The sequence below is a fragment of the Zooshikella harenae genome (genome assembly GCF_018837975.1).
GTDB classification, from domain to species: Bacteria; Pseudomonadota; Gammaproteobacteria; order Pseudomonadales; family Zooshikellaceae; genus Zooshikella; species Zooshikella harenae.
Genome location: NZ_JAGSOY010000234.1, coordinates 1 through 1,539, shown reverse-complemented (window position 1 = coordinate 1,539; position 1,539 = coordinate 1). Strand labels below are relative to the sequence as shown.

Annotated in this window: 2 protein-coding genes; both read right to left on the bottom strand. The window is 36.5% G+C overall.

What is annotated here, in order from left to right; genetic code table 11:
* Positions 1 to 298: hypothetical protein (locus KCG35_RS25215; RefSeq protein ID WP_215822609.1), on the bottom strand; the 298-nt coding region annotated here is incomplete at its 3' end.
* A 29-nt stretch (positions 299 to 327) separates the two neighbouring features.
* Positions 328 to 1,539: M50 family metallopeptidase (locus KCG35_RS25210; RefSeq protein ID WP_215822608.1), on the bottom strand; the 1,212-nt coding region annotated here is incomplete at its 5' end.

Sequence of the window (1,539 nt, the reverse complement as noted above, 5' to 3'; positions counted from 1 at the left end):
TATTGGACATTGTGCTTTTATCATTTTTTAACTTGGCGAGAGGCATAGCTTTTATTATGAGCTCTTTCCATTGCTTACCCGTCAACTCAAGACTTCGTTTCATACCAGTAGGGTATGTTCTTATAGTACCTATTTTTGCATTATCAGAGTAATACTTAACCACAGATACATCATAGCTATTAGAGAGGTTTGTAATTTTATTAAAAAATTCTCTAACCTCGGTAAAGGATTCTGTCGCTGAAGATATATTTGACCATATTAATAATACTATCGATAATAACGTTGCCCTGTATTTCATTTGTTTACCCGCGTTCTTGTGGTTGCATATTATATCCTTTCTAATAATATACAATGTGGATCTAGAGCTATTGATTTCGCTTTAGCTTTGTTCATTTCATCAAGTTTATTGGTCTTTCTATAGCCTATTGCCAAGCTCGCGTAATTTTGCGCTGAGCACTTATCATCTATCTCTCTTTTCTTGCTTACCAACTTTTCCAACAATGAGATGCCTTTTGATAAATCTCCGTATTCAATTTGAATGGATGCCCAAGTACTAATAATTGCATCATTCCATGGTATATTTTGGTAGGCGAAATTTGCAGCATTCACCATTCGCTCACTATCTTCACTATTCATCAAATACAGGGCAAACGCTAAGTTGTTAAGAAATATTGCTTTTATTGCTTCAACAGAGCTCCCCTGTGGTAAACAGTCCTTGCCATGTGTTTCTAATAAGCCGATAGATCTATTAGAATACTCTAAAGCAAGGTCGAGTTTACCGAGCTGAATATAGGCATACTCTAAACAGCTACAGTGAAGAGGAGAATTTTCGTAATCTTTGCACGACTCAATAAATGTAATCAATGTTGCATATTCACCTCTGGATATCAGAGCATCTGCAATATTGAGCTGATAACCCATATGTAATTTATCAAAAAAGGCGTCATTTTTTTTCAATATTTCCAAGATTTGCGCGCCGTCTGACGATTGACCTGTTCGAATTACTTTTGGTCTGAATGCAACATAGAATAAGAAAGCGTTTACTACTCCAAATACAATGATAAATACAGCTATTAAAGAATGAAGACCTTTTATTGCTTCAAAGTAAACCAATAAAAAGGCAGAAACAGCAATGGATAAGTTAACCAAGCCTGCAGAAGCTAAAACAACTAAATATCGCCATCCTTGCTGGAGGTGAGTGGGGAATGCGACATAAGTGATCCCTAGAGAAGGACTTGCTCTAAGTTCCCATATCGTATGCTTAGAATGAAATGAATATATTAACCCCCCTTCTCCAAATGAAACCCTTGGACAGTAACCACCCAGTAATTTGGTAGAAATATAATGAACGAGCTCATGGATTGTGATGCTTATAAAATTCACTACACCCCAGCTAAAAAGAGTGACTCCCAGATAGTAAAGTTTATCATCAGGATGAGTTATGGCTCCCCAAATACACACTGTTAATCCGAGAATCCAAATTAGCCAAGCACGTTTTCCTTTTTTAGTAATCTCTTCGGAAAAGCACTCAGGGCAATA